This window comes from Promicromonospora sp. NPDC050249 (assembly GCF_040656015.1).
Classification (GTDB): domain Bacteria; phylum Actinomycetota; class Actinomycetes; order Actinomycetales; family Cellulomonadaceae; genus Promicromonospora.
This window is the reverse complement of record NZ_JBFAKY010000024.1, coordinates 82,713-100,240: the sequence shown is the minus strand read 5'-3', so window position 1 is coordinate 100,240 and position 17,528 is coordinate 82,713. Positions and strand designations below refer to the sequence as shown.

At 71.7% G+C, this 17,528-nt stretch carries 13 protein-coding genes; 10 read left to right on the top strand and 3 right to left on the bottom strand.

The window, feature by feature from the left end; genetic code table 11:
• Window positions 1-296: 296 nt before the first annotated feature.
• Both AB0I32_RS19395 and AB0I32_RS19390 read right to left on the bottom strand, forming a co-directional pair.
• A complete protein-coding gene (locus AB0I32_RS19395) occupies window positions 297-533 on the bottom strand; it encodes a DUF2530 domain-containing protein (protein ID WP_357508918.1) in 237 nt (78 codons plus the stop codon).
• A gap of 86 nt (window positions 534-619) precedes the next feature.
• Complete coding sequence (locus AB0I32_RS19390) at window positions 620-1,171, bottom strand: low molecular weight phosphatase family protein (protein ID WP_357508916.1); 552 nt, start codon at window positions 1,169-1,171, stop codon at window positions 620-622.
• Between the two features lie 207 nt (window positions 1,172-1,378).
• On the opposite strand from AB0I32_RS19390, the gene AB0I32_RS19385 reads away from it, so the two are divergent.
• The 7 genes from AB0I32_RS19385 (at window position 1,379) to AB0I32_RS19355 (ending at window position 9,854) form a co-directional block, all read left to right on the top strand.
• Entirely contained in the window at window positions 1,379-3,394 is a 2,016-nt protein-coding gene (locus AB0I32_RS19385) for a DUF4012 domain-containing protein (RefSeq protein WP_357508915.1), read from the top strand.
• Window positions 3,395-3,437: 43 nt separating this feature from the next.
• A complete protein-coding gene (locus AB0I32_RS19380; protein WP_357508913.1) occupies window positions 3,438-3,740 on the top strand; it encodes a hypothetical protein in 303 nt (100 codons plus the stop codon).
• 126 nt (window positions 3,741-3,866) lie between these two features.
• Window positions 3,867-5,402 carry a sugar transferase gene (locus AB0I32_RS19375; RefSeq protein ID WP_357508911.1) on the top strand — a complete coding sequence of 512 codons (1,536 nt, stop codon included), beginning with the start codon at window positions 3,867-3,869 and terminating at the stop codon, window positions 5,400-5,402.
• Between the two features lie 115 nt (window positions 5,403-5,517).
• Entirely contained in the window at window positions 5,518-6,597 is a 1,080-nt protein-coding gene (locus AB0I32_RS19370) for a glycosyl transferase (RefSeq protein WP_357508909.1), read from the top strand.
• Window positions 6,594-8,099, top strand: coding sequence for a lipopolysaccharide biosynthesis protein (locus AB0I32_RS19365; RefSeq protein ID WP_357508907.1), 1,506 nt, complete (start codon window positions 6,594-6,596; stop codon window positions 8,097-8,099). The genes AB0I32_RS19370 and AB0I32_RS19365 overlap by 4 nt, the downstream gene beginning before the upstream one ends.
• A 19-nt stretch (window positions 8,100-8,118) precedes the next feature.
• On the top strand, window positions 8,119-9,255 hold the full coding sequence (locus tag AB0I32_RS19360) for a glycosyltransferase family 4 protein (RefSeq protein WP_357508905.1): 1,137 nt from the start codon (window positions 8,119-8,121) through the stop codon (window positions 9,253-9,255).
• The gene (locus AB0I32_RS19355; RefSeq protein ID WP_357508903.1) at window positions 9,252-9,854 is read left to right on the top strand and encodes a serine acetyltransferase; all 603 of its coding nucleotides are present in this window, start codon (window positions 9,252-9,254) and stop codon (window positions 9,852-9,854) included. Before AB0I32_RS19360 ends, AB0I32_RS19355 begins: the two co-directional genes overlap by 4 nt.
• A 186-nt stretch (window positions 9,855-10,040) precedes the next feature.
• On the opposite strand, the gene AB0I32_RS19350 is transcribed toward AB0I32_RS19355, so the two are convergent.
• Window positions 10,041-12,137: a polysaccharide biosynthesis tyrosine autokinase gene (locus tag AB0I32_RS19350; RefSeq protein ID WP_357508901.1), complete on the bottom strand. Its 2,097-nt coding sequence runs from the start codon at window positions 12,135-12,137 to the stop codon at window positions 10,041-10,043.
• Window positions 12,138-12,171: 34 nt separating this feature from the next.
• On the opposite strand from AB0I32_RS19350, the gene AB0I32_RS19345 reads away from it, so the two are divergent.
• The 3 genes from AB0I32_RS19345 (at window position 12,172) to AB0I32_RS19335 (ending at window position 17,498) form a co-directional block, all read left to right on the top strand.
• A complete protein-coding gene (locus tag AB0I32_RS19345) occupies window positions 12,172-13,116 on the top strand; it encodes a glycosyltransferase (RefSeq protein ID WP_357508899.1) in 945 nt (314 codons plus the stop codon).
• Window positions 13,113-14,246 (top strand): hypothetical protein, encoded by a 1,134-nt coding sequence (locus AB0I32_RS19340; RefSeq protein WP_357508897.1) that lies wholly within the window; start codon window positions 13,113-13,115, stop codon window positions 14,244-14,246. The genes AB0I32_RS19345 and AB0I32_RS19340 overlap by 4 nt, the downstream gene beginning before the upstream one ends.
• Window positions 14,247-14,468: 222 nt before the next feature.
• Complete coding sequence (locus AB0I32_RS19335) at window positions 14,469-17,498, top strand: tetratricopeptide repeat protein (protein WP_357508895.1); 3,030 nt, start codon at window positions 14,469-14,471, stop codon at window positions 17,496-17,498.
• Window positions 17,499-17,528 lie beyond the last annotated feature (30 nt).

The following is a 17,528-nucleotide window of genomic DNA, read 5'->3' as shown; positions in this document are numbered from 1 at the left end:
AGCACCGGACGCAGCCACACGGGTACGCGCACCCGCGGCAGGACGAGGGCGGCCAGCGCACCGAGATCGGTCCATTGATTGACCGATCTCAAAGCAACCGACCGAACTCGAACTACGGCGGAGGCAACCGACCGATCTCGCGACCACTCGACCCTGTGCCGCCCGACCCCCGTGTCCCTCGGGGCCGCATCCGCTAGGGCAGTCGCGCGAGCTGAATCCCGTTCAAGAGGGTCTTGACGACCACAACCCTCGGGGTTCCGGCACCCTGGCGCCTACTGAAGCCGACCTGGAGAACCTTAGCGGTGGCGGCGGGCCCAGAGCAGGCCGAGAGCGCCGAGCGCCATGCCCGTTCCGCAGATCCACACGGGTTCCAGGCCGCCGCGCCCCGTGAGGTGGAGGATCAGCGTCACGATCAGCCCGACGGCGAACAGCACGATGCCCGCGCCGAAGACCCGGAAGAGGTCGGCGCGCGGAGCCGGCGGGCTGGGCCGGCGCTCCTCGGGGTGGGCCAGCAGGGAGCGGATCGTTGGCACGCTGCCAGTCTACGGACAAGGGCTCGGCGAGCCCGTCGACACCTGCCGCGTGACCGCGGGTGAACTGTGCCGGTCAGGCGCGGCGGTCAGGAACGGAGCGCCGCCATCATCGGGGTCAGCGCGTCGAGGATCTGGTCGTAGCTGCGGCGATACGTGTCGGCCGAGCGCCGGTAAGGGTCGATCACCTCGTCGTCGTGGTGCCGGCCGACGTGGTGGGGCCGTTCGAGGAGCGCGGCGGGTACGAGGGTGGCGAGCCGGGCGGCGTCGTCCTGCCCGAAGACGCTGCCCGGAGGCAGGGTGCTGGACAGCCGCCCCAGCTCGGCGACGGTGACCGTGCGGTGCACGGCGGACGGTACCGCCCCGACCACCTGGGCGCGGTGGTCTGGCGTCAGGGCCAGGACCAGGTCGGCCTGTTCGACGAGCTCCCGGGTCAGCTGTCGTGCAGCGAACCGGGCGGGCGGGAAACCGCCGGCGGTGAGGAGCTCCGCCATGGGTTCGGCGATCGGGTGTCCGACCAGCGCGTGGGTCCCGGCGCTGCCGACGGTGACGGACGAGTCGAGGACGCTGCGCAGCAAGGTCTCGACGGCGGGGGAGCGGCAGATGTTGCCCGTGCAGACGGCGAGCACGGTAAGCGACATGAGAGATGCCCCTCTCGAAAAGTCTGGTAAGTCCGGCGCCATTCTAAGCATGCATTACTTTGCCTTGACCGGTTTTTCGGTTCTTTACAAGTTAAATCACCCCTTAATGCACCCGCTGAAAGGGCGGGGGTGAATTCTGCCGTGCCCTCTTGACGGGTCGCAGGTAACGTGACGCGGATCGTGCGGACATAGCCATCAGGGGGTCTGGTGACACATCCTGGATGGGGCGACAAGTGGGCGGACGCACCGGCGTTCTCGCCCGTGAACAGCCCTGCTCAAAGTACGCAGGCGGGAAGTACGCAGGCGGCCGAAGGCGCCGACGAGGGCGCCAAGGTCCTGCCCCTCAGAAAGCCTGGGACGAGCGACCTTCCCGCGCCGCGGGCCGGGGGCCTCGCCACGGTCACGAGGGTTCGTCCCGCGCCTCCCGCGCCGGTGCCGTGGACGAAGCCGCCGCTGCCCAGGCGGGTGTACTGGACACGGTCGCGGCGCCGCAACCTGAAGGTGGCCGTCCTGAGCGTCATGGGGCTGCTGGTCGCCCTCGCGGTTCTCGTGGCCTGGGTGGCGTTCGACGCCGTGCGGGCCCGCGACGCGCTGACCCAGGCCGCCCGTGGCGTCTCCACGCTGCAGGCCGATGCGGTCGCCGGCCGCATCAACAACCTGGACACCACCGTGGCCGAGCTGCAGAACCATGCCTCCGACGCCGAGGCGGCGACGGTGGGCCCGCACTGGACACTGGCGAGCCGGCTGCCCGGCGTCGGGCCGACGGTGGAAGCGGTGGCGACCATGGCCGCGGTGGTCGAACGCCTCGCGCAGGGGCCGCTCCCACAGCTCGCGTCGGTCGTCGAGGTGGCGGACCCGGCGACCTTCGCGCCGCACGGTGGCCGCGTGGACCTCACGCCCCTCGAGGGGGTGGCGCCGGACGTGCGGCGCGCCGACCAGTCCGTCGGGTACGAGCAGCAGCGTGTCGAGGAGATCGACCGGTCGCCGATGCTGCCGCAGGTGTCCGCCGCCGTCGCCACCCTGGAAGGGCAGCTCGGCGACCTGCGCAGGTCGACCGCGACGGCGGCCCGCGCGGCGCAGCTGATCCCGCCGATGCTGGGCGCCGACGAGCCGAGGGACTATCTCGTCCTGGTGCAGAACAACGCGGAGCCGCGGGCGCTGGGCGGCGTCGTCGGGACCGTGCTGGTGCTGCACGCCGACCGCGGCAGGATCGAGCTCACCGACCAGATGCACGCCAGCCAGGTGGGGCCCTTCGCGCCACCGCCCGGCACGCTGACGGAGGGTGAGGAGGCGATGTTCGGCGAGGCGGTCGGCGGGTGGATGCAGAACGTGACGTCGACGCCGGACTTCCCGCGGGCCGCTGAGATGGCCCGCGCGATGTGGGAGCGCGAGACGGGGCAGCTCGTGGACGGCGTGCTGTCCGTCGACCCCACCGCGCTGGCCGGGCTCCTGGAGGCCGACGGGTCCGCCTCGGCCGGGGCCGGTGCGGGGCTGCTGGGTGAGGAGCTGGTGAGCTATCTCGTCAACGGCATCTACCTCACGGAGACGCCGGACGACGCCGACCTGATCTTCGCCGACTTCGCGGAGTCGGCGTTCACGTCGTTGTCCGAAGGCTCCGGTGAGCCCGGCGGGATGGTCGACGCCCTGGCGGCGGCCGCGCGGGAGGGTCGGCTGCTCGTGTGGTCGGCACACCAGGCGGAGGCGCACCTGCTCGAGGGCACGGTCCTCGACGGTGGGCTGCGCGGGGTGAACGGCTCCCGGCCGGTGGTCGGCGTCTTCACCCAAGGCCTGCAGACGGCCAAGGTCGGCTACTACCTCGACACCGCGATCGACGTCGTCGAGCGGGGTGCCAGGCCCGACGGAGCGCGGGAGCTCGAGGTGACCGTCGCCTACACGTCGCGTGTCGGCGAGCCCGGCGCGGGCTCGCCCCCGGACTACCTGGCCGGTCAGGACGTGAGCGAGCCGGGCCTGATCCGGCTCCGTTCGATCGTCTATGCACCCGCCGGTGGCGCCGTTCTCGACGCGTCCGAGAACTCGGAGAAGACCGGGATCTCGCCGCAGCGGCACGATGGCCTGTCCAGGGCATTTGACGACATAGAAATTCACCCTGGCGAGACAGTGTCTGTGACCTATGCAATTATCACTGGGAAGCATCAGGACGGCGATGTCATTCTTCGTACGACACCGGGTACACGACCTGCTGAAGTGTCCGTCGGAAAGTGACACCGACCGGCTGATCAAAAGTCACTATCCAGGGGACAGGGCAATGCTTCGACGCTTCATCAGTGCTTTGGTGATCGCCATGGTGATCGTGCTGGCGCCGGCCGGAGCCGCGTATGCGGGCCAGGCGGGCGTCGACCACGGCGAGCACCCGTGTGCCGTCACCGAGTGTGCGGACGGGCCGGACGCCGGCGCGGGCACCGGCCGGGCCACAGGCGGTGCGGAAAGCCGGACGAGCATCGTCGCCACCGGCCCGACGAGCTTCCCGTACCTCGCGATCGCCGGTGGGCTGGTCGTCGCCGGCGTGGCCGCGATCGTCGTCAGCCGGATCCGGACCCGCCAGAACTGATCCTCCAGGGCCATCCGTACGCGGCCTTCCGATCGGCCGTGCACCGCACCTCACCGCCTGGATGGGGCGCAGCGCGCGGCCGTGCTCAGTGCACCAGCCTCGATGTTCCTGTCCAGGGGGAGTGCCTTGACCGTCGAGAACCACCCGAACGCCGCCGACGTCGATCGTGAAGCCGCCGCGCTCAAGGAGCTGGACGACGAGGCGGCACGGCTCGCCGCGTCGATGACCGCACCGGCGCCGCGCAAGGGTCCGGCCGCTCCGTGGCAGGAGATCGTCACCGACCGTGCGCTGTTCGTGGACATCGTGGCGGTGGTGGCGGCCGTGACCCTCGGCTACGTGCTCCGTTTCGACCGGCAGGTCCAGGTCGAGCTCTTCGAGCCGCGCGGCGGCCAGTACGTCCTGATCTCGGTGGCGCTCGCCGAGGCCTGGGTGATCGCGATAGGCCTCGCCGGCGCGCGCAGCCCGCGCATCCTTGGCTCGGGCCGCGAGGAGTACGTCCGGCTTGCGAGGGGTTCCCTCGCACTCTTCGGCCTCACCGCGATCGTCTGCTATCTCGTCAAGTTCGACCTCGCCCGCTCGTACGTCGCGGTGACGCTGCCCGTCGGCCTGGTGTTCCTCGTCGTCGGACGGCGGGTCCTCGCGGCGCGGCTGCACGCCGAGCGCGCGCACGGACGCTTCCAGCGCCGCACGCTGATCGTGGGCGGGCGGGACGCGGTGCTCGACCTCTGCCGCCGCGTGGACCGCGCGCCCGAGGCGGGCTTCCTGGTGGTGGGCATCTGCATACCGGGCGGGGCCGGCGTCCCGTCGCCCGTCGACGGCGTCCCGGTGCTCGGCCGCGTCGAGGACGCCGCCGAGGCCGCCCGCACGATCGACGTCGACGTCGTCGCCGTGACGGCGTCCGACAGCGCGACCCCCGCTGCGCTCAAGCAGCTCGCGTGGGACCTCGAGGTCACGGGCGCCGAGCTGGTGGTCGTCCCTGCGCTGGCCGACGTCGCCGGCCCGCGGATGCTGATCACACCGGTGGACGGCGTGCCGGTGGTGCAGGTCTCGCCGCCCGGTTACACCGGCCTCCAGCACGCGATGAAGCGCGTGTTCGACCTGGTCGTCGCGACGCTGATCGCGGCGGTGGTCGCCGTCCCGATGCTCCTCCTCGCGCTCTGCGTGCGGTTCAGCAGCCCCGGACCCGCCATGTTCCGGCAGCAGCGGATCGGGTTGAACGGCAAGCCGTTCACGCTCTACAAGCTCCGGTCCATGCGGCAGGACGCCGAGGAGAGCCTCACCGACGTGCTCGACGGCGAGGTGGGCATCTACTACAAGCGCAAGGACGACCCGCGCGTCACCTCGCTCGGGCGGTTCCTGCGCAAGTACTCCCTCGACGAGTTCCCGCAGCTGCTGAACGTGATCAAGGGCGACATGAGTCTGGTCGGCCCCCGGCCGCAGGTCGCGCTCGAGGTAGCTCAGTACGACGACGCGCTGCGGCGTCGGCTGTTCGTGAAGCCGGGGCTGACAGGCCTGTGGCAGGTGAGCGGCCGCAACGATCTGACCATCGACCAGGGCACGCGGCTGGACCTGTACTACGTGGAGAACTGGAGCCTGCTGGGCGACATCGGAATCATGCTGCGGACCGCGCGCGAAGTGTTCGCGCCGAGCGGTGCCTACTGAGAGCCCGGATGCGCGGCATTAACCACGGCAATACGATTTAAAACTATTGCCGGTCGGTTGGTTCGCCGGTTTTCTGGGGGCGACAAGTGGGCATTTGTTTGAGCGGGAAAGGGGAATGGTGCGTTCGACGAGCGGCAGAGGGCGGGCTGACGACCCCGCTGACCCCTCGGACGTCGAGACCGCCGTCGGCGTCCGGATCCGGGTGCTCCACGTGCTGCCCGCCCCGAACGGCACCACGCAGTACGTCGACCACATGATCGGCGGCGCACCGCCCGAGATCCAGATCCTCACGTTCTCGTGGCCGCGCGCGATCCTCGGCGCGTACGACGTGCTGCACGTGCACTGGCCGGAGTTCCTCGTGCGACAGCGGACGCCGGTCGGCCGGTTCGTCAAGGTGCTGCTCGCCTACCTGCTCCTGCTGCGGCTCGACCTGACGGAGACGCCGGTGGTGCGCACGGCGCACAACATCGCGCCGCACGAGTCGGGCGGCCGCATGGAGCGGTCGTTCCTGGAGGCGCTCGACCGCCGGACGGTGCTGTGGATCAGGCTCAACCCGACGACACCGCTGCCGCCCGGGGTGCGGAACGCGACCATCCCGCACGGCCACTACCGGTCAGTCTTCCCGCCCGACCCCGGTACGCGGCCCGAGCCGGGGCGGCTGTTCCAGTTCGGCCTGATCCGCCGGTACAAGGGGATCGAACGGCTGCTCGACGTGTTCCGTGCGGTCAACGACCCGGCGATGCGCCTGACGATCGTCGGCAGGCCCGAGGACACGGTGCTCGCGAACCACATCAGGGGGATCGTCGCGGCGGACCACCGGATCGAGGCCAGGCTGGAGTTCGTGCCCGACGACGTGCTGGCGCGCGAGGTGCGCCGCGCGGAGCTCGTGGTGCTGCCCTATCAGGAGATGCACAACTCGGGTGCCGCCCTGCTCGCGCTGTCCCTCGACCGGCCGGTGCTCGTGCCGCGCAGCGCCGCGACCGACGCTCTCGCCCGTGAGGTCGGCGAGGGCTGGGTGATCATGTACGACGGCGTGCTGCAGCCGGCCGACCTGCTGCGGGCGATGGCCGTCGCGCGGATGACCCGCGAGCGAGGGACCCGGCCCCACCTGGACGAGCGCGACTGGGAGCTGGTCGGCAGGCGGCACGCGGAGGCGTACCGCAAGGTAGTGCCGCATCTTGTCGGGCGCCGGTGAGCGGGACGTCCGTCGGCACGGACCGGGCACCGCTCGGCAGGCAGGCGGCTCGGGGCGGCGCCGTGACCATGGGTGGCCAGCTGCTCAAGGTCGGCGTCCAGGCGGTCTCGATAGTGGTCCTGGCGCGGCTGCTGGCCCCGGAGGCCTTCGGCTACCTGGCGATGGTGCTCGCCCTGGTCGGCGTCGCGGAGACGGTACGGGACTTTGGGCTGGCCAACGCAGCCGTCCAGGCGAAGACCCTCTCCGACGCCGAGCGCGACAACCTCTTCTGGCTGAACACGCTGATCGGTGCAGTGCTCACGGGAGCAGGCATCGCGTGTGCGCCGCTGGTCGCGGCCTTCTACGGGCAGCCGGAGCTCGCGGACGTCACCCGCTGGGTGTCGCTCAGCTTCCTGCTGAACGCCGTGGCGACGCAGCACCGGGCGAGCCTCGTCCGCGGGATGCGCCTGGGCGCGGCCGCCCTCGCGGACGTGGCGGGGCCGGCCGCGGGGCTGTGCGCGGCGATCCTGGTCGCCCTCGGGGGCGGCGGCTACTGGGCCCTGGTGGCACAGCAGCTCGTCGGCGCGTTCGTGATGTCGGTAGGGGTGATCGCCGCAGGCCGGTGGGTCCCCGGCCGGCCGCGGCGGGAGGTCTCCGTGCGCCCGTTCGTGCGGTACGGCTCGAACCTGCTGGGGGCCCAGCTCCTCGGTTACGCCACCCGGAACATCGACACCGCGATCCTCGGTGTCCGGTTCGGCGCGGGCGTCGCCGGCCTCTACAGCCGCGTGTACCAGCTCATGGCCCTGCCCATCCGGCAGGCCACCTGGCCGGCCAACCGCGTGGCGCTCCCCGTGCTCTCCCGCGTCCACGACGACCCGGTGCGCTACCGCGAGTTCCTCCTGTTCGGTCAGACGATCCTGCTGCACACGATCGTCCCCGCGCTGATGCTGGCGGCGGCGCTGGCCGGACCGGTCGTCGACGTGGTGCTCGGCGAGCGGTGGTCGTCGGCCGCCCCGGCCTTCGCCGTCCTCGCGGTCGGCGGCGTGTTCGAGGCCGCGGGCTTCGCCCCGGGCTGGGTGTTCCAGTCGGAGGGGCGGACCGGTGCGCTGCTGCGGTTCACGCTGGTGACCAGGCCGGTGGTGCTGCTCGCGATCGGCGGAGGCAGCTTCTTCGGCATGACCGGTGCCGCGCTCGGCTATGCGGTGTCGACGGCCGTGGTGTGGCCGCTGGGCCTGTGGTGGGTCGGCCGGGTCACCGAGGCGCCCGCGCGGGCGTTGTTCTGGAACGGCGTCAGGGCCTTCGTGAGCCACGGCGTCGGCGCCGCGGCCGCCGGGCTGGTCGCGAGCCGTCTGGCCGACCTGGGCTCGTGGCCCACCCTCGCGGTGGGCCTCCTCGTCTGGGCCGGCGCCGTCGCGCTGCAAGCCCTGCTGTGGCGCAGGCTCCGGACGGACCTTGGCGTGCTGCTGCACGGCGCGCGCCTGCTTTCACGGAAGGGGCAGGCCCGTGAACCCTCCCGCACATGAGACCTCCAGGAGGCAGCACGTGGACGCAGGACCCAGGACGACCCTGGTGTGGCTCGAGGGTGCTGCGGAGTCGGCAGCCGCCGGTGTGCACCTGGACGGGACGCTGAGGCGCCTCGCCGCGCTCGGGATCGAGCCCTACCGTGTGGTCGCCCAGCGCGGACGGTCCGGCGGACGGCTCGCCCGCCTCGTCCGGCTGCTGCTCGACTCCGTGCGGCAGCCGCGGCACGGGCTCGTCATCGTGCGCTGGCACCCGTTCGCGCTGCCTGCGCTGGTCGCGGCACGGCTGCGGGGCGGGGCCTCCGTCGTCTGCGCCCAGGGGGTCCTGGCCGAGGTGGAGGCGGTCCACCCGTGGATCGGCCGCTCCCGCCTCCTGCGGTGGGTGGCGCTGCGCCCCCTCTTCGTGGCGGACCGGGTGGTCGCGCCCTCCGCCGGCATCGCGCGCTGGGTGGTCGAGGTGACGGGCCGGCCCGCCCACGAGGTGACGGTCCTGGAGAACGGCGCCGACGTCGGCCTGTTCGCCGCCGCACGCCGTGCCCCTGAACAGCCGCCCTACTGCGTCTTCGTGGGAAACCTCGCGCCGTGGCAGGGGATCGGCGACCTCGTGGCCGCCGTCCGGCAGCGGGCCTGGCCGGACGGGCTGCGGCTGGTCGTGGTCGGCGACGGCGTCGAACGCGAGCAGGTCCTGGCCGCCAGGGCCGACGGCGTCGAGTGGCGAGGCACGCTCGACCGGGCGGACGTCGCACGCGTGCTGGGCGGGGCGACGCTCGCCTTCGCGACCCGTGGCGCCGTCACGGCGAGCGCGCGGGGCACCTCACCGTTCAAGGTGATCGAGGCAGCGGCCGCCGGCCTCCCGGTGGTGGCGACCGACGTGCCCGGTCAGGCCGAGGTGGTGCGCGACCTCGGCAACGGCCTCGTGGTGCCGCCCGGCGACCCGGCAGCCCTCGCCGCGGCGGCGGCCCGGATCATGGCGGACGGCGGCTACCGCGACCGGCTGCGGCAGTCCGCCGTCGAGCGCGTCGCGGCATACGACTGGACGGCGGGGAGCGACCTGCTCGGCGCGGCGATCAGCGCCGCCGCACGCGCCGTCGGACGCGCACGCTGGGGCCTGGGGCGCCCCGCCGACTCGATGACGGAAGGCCTGGTCGAGACGCGATGACGCATGACACGACGAACGAGACGACGGACGGCACGGCGGACGACGCGGTACGGGGTGCCGCGCCGGGCGCCGCCGGCGCACGGCCCCTCGGCCTGCTCGCCGACCTCGCGGCCAACCGGACGAGCGACGACGGGCGCCGGCCACGTATCGCCGGCGTGCTGCCGACCGTCCTCACGCTGCGCTTCCTCGCGACGTTCCTGTACCGCGCCTCCGCACGAGCCGGCAGCTCCGTCCCCGTGCTCGGCTCGGTGCTCAAGCAGATCAACCACGCGATCACCGGCGCGGACATCGCCTGGTCCGCGCGGATCGGACCAGGGCTGGTGCTGTGGCACCCCACCGGCGTGGTCATCGGTCCCCGGGTGGTCGTCGGCCGCGACGCCCGCGTGCAACAGGGCATCACCCTGGGCGCCGCCCGCTCACGGACCGGGCAGGACGGCGATCCCGTGCTCGGCGACGGCGTCTATGTCGGCGCCGGCGCGCGCGTCCTCGGGCCGGTCCGCGTCGGCGACCGGGCCCGGATCGGCGCCAACGCGGTGGTGCTCACCGACGTCCCGGACGACGCGTCCGCCGTCGGCGTGCCCGCTCGGATCATCGCCTGACGAGATGGGTTCTCGTGCCGCGAGATCGGTCGGACGCACGTGATCCGGAACGAGATCGGTCACTTGCCTTGACATCGGTCGATCAACCGACCGATGTCAAGGCAAGCGACCGATCTCGAACGACAACGCGTGCAAGGGACCGATCTGACGCCCCGGGCTCCCGGTGTGAACGTCAGACGCGGGACGCTAGCGGTCGCCCGGACCGTTCTGGTCGCTCAGGGAGCCGTCCGCGACCTGGACCGTCTGGAGCTTGCTCGTCGGGGCGAGGCCGGAGCCCGCGTCGTCGCTCCGGACCGGTGCCCAGACGGGTGCGATCCGCGGGATCCGCGGGACGGTGGACCGGCGCGGCGGGATGCCGTTCGTCGGTCCGCCGTCGGCGGTGACCGAGGCGCGGTCCGCGGGCCGGCCGGCCCGCCCGGGCCCAGCAGGTCGTGCCGGCTGGGCGACCGGGACCGGCTCCGCCGTGCGCTCGGCAGGTGCTGAGTCCGCCGACCGGGCGCCCGCCGTCGGCTCCTGGGCCGGTGCCGGCCGCGCGGGCCGCATCACCTGCGCCGGCTGTGCCACGTGTGCCACGCGCGCCGACTTCTTCCTGCCGGCGCCGCGGCCCTTCTTGCCGGACCTGCCGCCGGTGTCCTCGGTGCGTGGCCGGTACTCGTAGCCGTAGCTCGCGCCGTAGGTGTCCGCGCTGCGGCCTACCTTGTTCAGGACTATCCCGAGCACCCGGGCGCTGACCGTCGACAGGTTCGCCAGCGACTGTCGCAGCTGTTCGCGGCGGATCTGGCCGGCGCCGGCCACCATGAGCACGCCGCTGGTCATCCGGGCGATCAGCGCCGCGTCGGTGACGGGGAGCAGCGGAGGGGTGTCGATGATCACGTAGTCGAACTGCTCGCTCATCTCGTGGACCAGCCGCGCCATGGCCTTCGAGCCGACCAGCTCGGCCGGGTTCGGCGGCACGGCGCCCGACGGCATGACGAACAGGCCCGCGGAGCCCCAGGGCTGGATGACGTCGTCGACGGTGGCCCGCTGGATGAGGAGGGTCGTGAGCCCCACCGACCCCTCGATGCCGAGGTATCCGGCGACCGAGGGACGACGCAGGTCGGCATCGATCAGGAGGACCCTCGAGTCCGCGTCGGCGAGCGTGATGGCGAGGTTGATCGCGGACGTCGTCTTGCCCTCGTCCGGCACCGACGACGTGACGACGAAGGCCTGCGGGCCCCCGTCCAGATCGAGGAACTGCAGGTTCGTCCGCAGCCTCCGGAACGCCTCGGACCGCGCGTGGTACGGGCTCGTCTGGACGACCAGCGGGTTCTTCTCCGCCTCGTCGTCCATGGTGATGGCACCGATGACCGACGAGTCGGTGACGGCGCGCACGTCCTGCTCCGACCGCACCCGGGTGTCGGCGATCTCCCGCAGGACGGCGAGGGCGATCCCGAGGGCCGCGCCGAGGAGGAAGCCCACGAAGACCATCACGGGGATGTTCGGGTAGCTCGCGGAGCCCGGCGGGGCGGCCTCGCGGACCATCTGCAGCTGGACCGGGGAGTCGACGGTCTGCTGCGGCGTCTCCAGCTCGTCGACGCGCTCCGCGAGGCTCTCGGCGACGGTGTTCGCGATCCGCGCGGCGACCGTCGGGTCGGCGTCGGTGGCGGTGATGTCGATCAGCACCGTGTCGGTCACCGGTGCCGCCTGGACCCGCGTGCCGAGCTCGCCTGCCGTCGTGTCGAGGCCCAGCTCCACGATCACCGGGTCGAGCACCTGGGGGCTCCGCACCAGGTTGGAGTACGACACCACGCGGCGCTGGACATAGCTGGTGCCCGTGGCCAGCTCGGACGTCGACTCGGCCCCGTGGAACGACACGAATACCTGCGAGGAAGTCGTGTACGCAGGGGTCCTGGTCAACGCGAACAGGCTGGCGAGCATGATTCCGGCAAGAGCGACGGCGGCCACAGGAGCCCAGTGCTCACGAGTGATCCGGAGGTATTCGGTAACGTTCAAAGCGTTCCCCTGATGATGCACGATCGTTCGGTTTCGGTCGGCCGAGAAGCGCGCCGATTTGCGTCCTGCCGATTTGCGTCCTACAGGGTCGGGCAGAGTTGCATATCGGGTTTTGTCCCGCGCCCACCTGCGCTTCCGTTGGTAATCTAACTGACGTTCGGTTGAACCGCGCCCGCAGGGATATATGTCCTTTTCGGGGTGAATTATGGCAGGCAGTGGAGGGGCGCAGTTGCGAATTCTGCATGTCACGGACCGGTATTCCGGCGGCGTCGGTCGTGCGATCGACCGCATTACGGAACTGGTTCCCGAAGCCGAACATCATCTGTTGTCCACCGGTATCGAGAGCATTGACGGCCGCGGTTCCTATCGCACCGCCGCACAGCTTCCGGACGGCATATCAGCCCGGGTGCGGGCGGTCCGCCAGGTCATCGACGCGGTGGCGCCCGACGTCGTGCACGCGCACTCGAGCGGTGCCGGGCTGTACACGCGGCTGCGGAGGCTGCCTGTGCCCGTCGTCTACCAGCCGCACTGCTACTACTTCGAGCGGGCAGACCTCCCCGCGCCGGTGCGCGGCGCCGTCCGGGTGCTGGAGCGGGCGCTGGCGGCGAACGGTTCGGTGGTCGCCGCGGTGAGCCGCCGCGAGGAGAGCCTTGCCCTGTCGATGGGCGTGCGAGACGTCGTCCGCATCCCCAACGCGCCGTCGTCGGCCGCGGTCCGGGAGGCCGGGGCCCGCTCCGGCGCGGCGGCGGGGGACCACAGGACGGTGACGATGGTCGGCCGCGTGGTCGCCCAGAAGGATCCGCGCTTCTTCGCGGAGACGGCGCGGTACGCCTACCGGTCCGGCCTCGGGCTGTCCTTCCGCTGGCTGGGCGACGGCGACAAGGCGTTCGTGCGTGAGCTGCGGGACGCCGGGGTCGAGGTCACCGGCTGGCTCACCGCCGACGACGTCATGCGGGAGCTGGTGGCATCCGACGTCTACCTGCACTGCGCCGCGTACGAGGGGTTCCCGATCAGCGTGCTCGACGCCGCCCGGGTGGGCCTGCCGACCGTCGTCCGCCGGATCCCGGCCTTCGAGGGGACCTGTCTCACCACTGCCCGGACCCCGGCCGAGGCGGCCTTCGCCGCCCACGCCGCCGTCGCGGACCCGGAACAGCGGCTCCGCATGATCGCGTCCGGTGACCGGCTCGTCGGCGAGATGGACGAGTCGGCCCTGCACGACGGCGTCGTCGAGGCGTATGCGAAGGCCACCGGCGGGGCGCTGGTGCCGTGACGGCCGATCGGGCCGTGGACGTGCGCGCGGTCGACCCCGACCGCACCCTCAAGCAGGTGCTCGTGGCGCTGCTCCTGGTCGGCAGCGCCTGCTACGTGCTGCTGGGCAGCCCGTTCATACCTGCCCGGTTCCTGTACGACAGCAAGAAGATCGCGACGATCGCGGGCGGCTACCAGGGATACGACTCGGACAAGTCCTTCAGCACGGTCGGCGCGATCTACCGTGCGCTGGGCCTCGCCGAGCAGCCGATGTGGGCTGCGATGCTCGGCTACGTGCTCTTCGTTGCCGTGCTGCTGCTCTCCCTGCGCGGGCGGATCGGCAACGCGGGCCTCATGTCGCTCGCGCTGATCGCGGGCGCGACAGTTCTCGCCGTCGTCTACGTGGGTACGTACTCCAAGGACGTGTTCGTGCTCCCGATCGCGCTGATCGCGCTGTGGCGACGCCGCGGGCCCTGGCCGGAGCTCGTCCTCGTCGGCGCCATGGCGTACTACGCCCACGAGTTCCGTGACTACTGGTACCTCATCATCGGCGGCTACATCGGGTTCCGGGTGGTCATGGCGCGGCGGTTCTCGGTGCGCAGGATGATCGGCACGGCGCTGGCCGCGCTCGTCGTCCTCTCCGTCGTGTTCCAGAACTACCTGGGGGTCGAGCTCGACTTCTACCGGACGAAGGTCAACGAGGTGCGGATCGGCGACGTGGACACACGCACCCTCATCGAGCCGTTCTTCGACCTGGAGGGTCCCGTCGGGAGCCTCCTCAACTCGGCGATCGTGCTCGTCACGTTCGCGGTGCCGCTGCCGCTGTTCCTGCGGCTCTCGCCGTACTACCTGGTGGTCGCCGTGTTCCTGCTGGTGCTGTGGTTCATGTTCGCCCGGGCGGTGCACCTGTCGTCGGCCGAGTCGCGGACCGACCCGCGCTGGGCGCGGCTGGTGGCGCTGGTCCTGAGCCTGACCGTCGTGCAGAGCGTGTTCGAGCCCGACTACGGGTCGTACGTGCGGCACCTGACGCCGTTGCTGCCGCTGATGCTGGCGGTCATCCTGTGGCGGCCGCGTGCGTCGGGTGGGCCGGAGGCTCCGGCGCAGGGAGCTCGCAAGGCGGGGAGCCGGGCGGACCGGACGCTCTTCGTCTGACGCGCTGCGACGCATCTGCATGGTTCCTGCAAGGCACCCTCCCTGCGTTGGGTGTCGGCATGGGTGGACGTGCAGGTGCTACCACCCGCGCTCGGGCCACCGCAAGCCTGTGCACGACGCCGCAAACGCCGATACGCCTCGTTCACCGCCGACTAATCTCTGCCTCCAGGTGCCCTACGCCGAGGCAGGGAGACGATGGTGCGATTCCAGCTTCTAGGTCACGTGTCCGCCCGGAGCGAGCACGGACCGGTCCCGCTCGGCACGGCGCGTCAGCGGGCCGTGCTGGCGGCGCTGCTGATCGAGCCGGGCCTGCCGGTACCGCTCGATCAGCTGGTCGAGCGGGTCTGGGGCACGACGGCGCCGCGCAGTGCTCGGCAGACCCTGCACAGCTACATCTCGCGGCTGCGAAGCGTGCTCGACGACGCGGGTGGCCCGGCGCCGGCGCGTCGGTCGGGCGGCTATGCGCTCGACGTCGACCCGGCCGCCGTGGACCTGCACCAGTTCCGCGCACTGGCCGTTCAGGCCAGGTGCACCGACGACAGCCGCGCCGACGCCTTGTGGCAGGACGCCATGGGCCTCTGGCGGGGCAAGCCGTTCGCCGACCTGGACAGCGCCTGGCTGCGGTCCTTCGCCGTGACGCTCGAGGCGGAGCGGCAGGCGGCCGCGCTCGACCACTTCGACCTGCTGCTGCGTCGCGGCGAGCATGCGCGGCTCCTGCCGGAGGTGGCGGCTGCCGTGCGGGCTCATCCACTCGACGAGCGCCTCGCCGGGCAGCTGATGCTCGCCCTGTACAGGTGCGGGCGTCAGGCTGATGCCCTGGCGCACTTCCGGCTAGTTCAGGAGAGCCTGGCCGACGAGCTCGGCAGCGATCCCGGGTCGGCGCTCTGCGACCTGCATCAGCGGATCCTGCGGCACGATCCCGAGCTGGCCGTGCCCGCTACGGCGTCGGGTCCGGATCCGAGCGTCCCGGCGTCACATGCCGCCGTCCGGGCCTCGCGCCCTGCGCAGCTGCCCCTCGACGTCGCAGGGTTCACCGGACGGGACGCCGATCTGCGGCGCCTGGACGAGCTGTTGTCCGCCCCGGCTGAGGACGGGCCGACGCGGACGGTCGTGATCACCGCGATCCGGGGGACGGCGGGTGTCGGCAAGACCGCGCTCGCGGTGCACTGGGCGCACCGGGTCGCCCACGATTTCCCCGACGGGCAGCTCTACGTCAATCTCCGTGGCTACGACCCGGAGCAGCCGATGCGTCCGGCCGATGCCCTCGCCCGGTTCCTGGGCGCGCTCGGCGTCCCGGAGCGCGAGGTACCACTGGACGACGACGAGCGTGCGGTTCGGTATCGCAGCGAGCTGGCCGGGCGGCGGATGCTGATCGTGCTGGACAATGCGGGCGGGGTGGCCCAGGTGCGGCCGTTGCTGCCCGGCAGCGGTTCCTCGCTGGTGCTGGTGACCAGTCGAGACAGCCTGGCCGGTCTGGTCGCGGTACACGGTGCCCACCAGGTCAGGCTCGACCTGCTCCCCGCAGCGGAAGCCATCGACCTGCTCCGGCGCTTGATCGGGGATCGGGCCATGGCCGAGCCGGAGGCCGTGGTGACGCTCAGTGAGCAGTGCGCCCGGCTGCCGCTGGCGCTGCGGGTCGCCGCGGTGCTGGTCACGTCCCAGCCCGACCGGCTCCTGGCCGACGTCGTGGCCGATCTGGCCGACCGGCAGGAGCGGCTCGAGCTGCTCGATCCCGGCGACGACCCGTACGCGGCCGTCCACGCCGTCCTCTCCTGGTCCGTCCAGCACCTGCCCGAACAGGCGGCGCGTACCTTCCGGAGGCTGGGCCTGCACCCCGGACCGGACCTGGACCAGTACGTGGCCGCCGCACTGACCGGCCTGCCGCCGAACGCGGCTCGCCGGATCCTGGAGACCCTGGTCAGCTCCCACCTGCTGCACCGAACCGGCCTCGGGCGCTACGGCATGCATGACCTGTTGCGCGCCTACGCCACCCACCTGACCCTCACCGAGGACACGGCACAGGACCGCAAGACGGCCGAGGAACGGCTCTTCTCCTACTACCTGACGGCCGCCGTCGTCACGATGGACACCCTCCGTCCAGCGGAGGCGCTCTACCTGCCTGAGGAGTCCGGCCCGAGCCCGGCCGTCCCGGACCTCACCACGCCTGACGCCGCTCGCGGCTGGGCGGAGGCCGAGCGGTTCTGCATCCTGGCGATCGCCGAGCGCGCCGCCGACACCGGCAGGCCCGACTGCGCCGTCGGGCTCGCACGGATCCTGCACCTCTACCTCGTCAACATCCACATCACCGACGTGCTGACGATCAACGGTCACGCCCTGCGTGCCGCCGAAGCCGCCGGGGACTCGGTCGGTCAGGCCCACGTGTTTCGTCATCTCGGCGTGGTCCACGCCAGGCTGGGCCAGCACACCACGAGCGTCGACTACCTGCGGCGAGCTATCGCCCTGTTCCGGCAGGTCGGGGATCTCGCGAGCGAATCCCTGGCGCTGACCGGTCTCGGCACCACCAGGTATCAGCGGGGCGAGCACAAGGCCGCCCTCGAAGATCATCTGAACGCGATCACCATGGCCCGAGAAGCCGGCTCCCGGCGCGGTGAAGCTGTCGCACTGACCAATCTCGGGATCGTTCAGGGACGTCTGGGCGACGACGTCGCCTCGATCGAGACCCAGCACGAGGCGCTCCGGATCGTCCGAGAGCTGGGCTCCCGGCAGTCCGAGTCGATCACGCTGAACAATCTCGCCAGCGTCGAGATGCGGGTGGAGCGATACGCCGAGGCGGCCGGCCATCTGCGCGAGGCGCTGGCGATCATCGAGGATCTGGGGAGCGGCCGAGGCAGGGCCCACGCGCTGGACACCCTCGGCATCCTGCACCTTCGCCTGGGTGAGCCGGGCCCCGCCACCGAGTACTTCCGGCAGGCGCTCGCCGAGTTCCACGGGGTCGGAGAGCGGGTCGGCCAGGCTTGGTCGACCAACGGTCTCGGCGAGGTCGCCCGGTTCACCGGCGATGCCGCCGCCGCACTGGCTCTGCACGACGAGGCGCTCGCGCTCGCCAGCGCCGCCGGCAGCCGTTACCAGCAGGCCCGCGCCCACGCCGGCATCGGACACGCACGCCGGACGACTGGCGATCCTGACCTGGCCCGGGCCCACTATGAGCACGCTCATGCCATCTACACCGAGCTCGGCATGCCCGAGGCCGAGGAGATGCGCGCCATGCTGGGGGAGGTGCGGGCAGCCTGACCACGTCGCCAGATGACGACCCCGCCGGAG

Excerpts from the sequence above, each read along its gene's own strand:
- AB0I32_RS19390 (WP_357508916.1), bottom strand. The coding sequence starts at position 1,171 with ATGTCGCTTACCGTGCTCGCCGTCTGCACGGGCAACATCTGCCGCTCC.
- AB0I32_RS19380 (WP_357508913.1), top strand. The coding sequence starts at position 3,438 with ATGCTTCGACGCTTCATCAGTGCTTTGGTGATCGCCATGGTGATCGTG.
- AB0I32_RS19370 (WP_357508909.1), top strand. The coding sequence starts at position 5,518 with ATGGTGCGTTCGACGAGCGGCAGAGGGCGGGCTGACGACCCCGCTGAC.
- AB0I32_RS19355 (WP_357508903.1), top strand. The coding sequence starts at position 9,252 with ATGACGCATGACACGACGAACGAGACGACGGACGGCACGGCGGACGAC.
- AB0I32_RS19350 (WP_357508901.1), bottom strand. The coding sequence starts at position 12,137 with ATGCGGTCGATCGCACGACCGACGCCGCCGGAATACCGGTCCGTGACA.